The 1414-nt window shown below is 53.6% G+C and carries 1 rRNA gene; it reads right to left on the reverse strand.

Annotation, left to right across the window (positions count from 1 at the left end):
• Positions 1 to 1414: ribosomal RNA gene (locus AB0M30_RS47665) — 23S ribosomal RNA — on the reverse strand; the annotation flags it as partial.

Consider the following 1414-nt stretch of genomic DNA (forward strand, 5'->3'; position numbering starts at 1 on the left):
GTCTTGCCGCGGGTACACTGCATCTTCACAGCGAGTTCAATTTCACTGAGTCTCGGGTGGAGACAGCCTGGCCATCATTACGCCATTCGTGCAGGTCGGAACTTACCCGACAAGGAATTTCGCTACCTTAGGACCGTTATAGTTACGGCCGCCGTTTACTGGGGCTTCGATCAAGAGCTTCGCCTTGCGGCTGACCCCATCAATTAACCTTCCAGCACCGGGCAGGCGTCACACCGTATACGTCCACTTTCGTGTTTGCACAGTGCTGTGTTTTTATTAAACAGTTGCAGCCAGCTGGTATCTTCGACTGGCTTCAGCTCCATCCGCAAGGGACTTCACCTACATGCCAGCGTGCCTTCTCCCGAAGTTACGGCACCATTTTGCCTAGTTCCTTCACCCGAGTTCTCTCAAGCGCCTTGGTATTCTCTACCTGACCACCTGTGTCGGTTTGGGGTACGATTTAATGTTACCTGATGCTTAGAGGATTTTCCTGGAAGCAGGGCATCAACTACTTCTGCACCGTAGTGCATCGTCATCACGCCTCAGGGTTAGTATGCAACCGGATTTACCAGGTCACACCCCCTACACGCTTAAACCGGGACAACCGTCGCCCGGCTAGCCTAGCCTTCTCCGTCCCCCCTTCGCAGTAACACCAAGTACAGGAATATTAACCTGTTTCCCATCGACTACGCTTTTCAGCCTCGCCTTAGGGGTCGACTCACCCTGCCCCGATTAACGTTGGACAGGAACCCTTGGTCTTCCGGCGAGCGGGCTTTTCACCCGCTTTATCGTTACTCATGTCAGCATTCGCACTTCTGATACCTCCAGCAACCCTCACAGGCCACCTTCAACGGCTTACAGAACGCTCCCCTACCCAACAACGCCTAAGCGTCGCTGCCGCAGCTTCGGTGCATGGTTTAGCCCCGTTACATCTTCCGCGCAGGCCGACTCGACCAGTGAGCTATTACGCTTTCTTTAAATGATGGCTGCTTCTAAGCCAACATCCTGGCTGTCTATGCCTTCCCACATCGTTTCCCACTTAACCATGACTTTGGGACCTTAGCTGGCGGTCTGGGTTGTTTCCCTCTTCACGACGGACGTTAGCACCCGCCGTGTGTCTCCCGTGATAACATTCTTCGGTATTCGGAGTTTGCATCGGTTTGGTAAGCCGGGATGGCCCCCTAGCCGAAACAGTGCTCTACCCCCGAAGATGAGTTCACGAGGCGCTACCTAAATAGCTTTCGGGGAGAACCAGCTATCTCCCGGTTTGATTGGCCTTTCACCCCCAGCCACAAGTCATCCGCTAATTTTTCAACATTAGTCGGTTCGGTCCTCCAGTTAGTGTTACCCAACCTTCAACCTGCCCATGGCTAGATCACCGGGTTTCGGGTCTATACCTTGCAACTAATCGCCC

It is taken from the genome of Amycolatopsis sp. NPDC051716, assembly GCF_040681595.1.
Lineage (GTDB): Bacteria > Actinomycetota > Actinomycetes > Mycobacteriales > Pseudonocardiaceae > Amycolatopsis.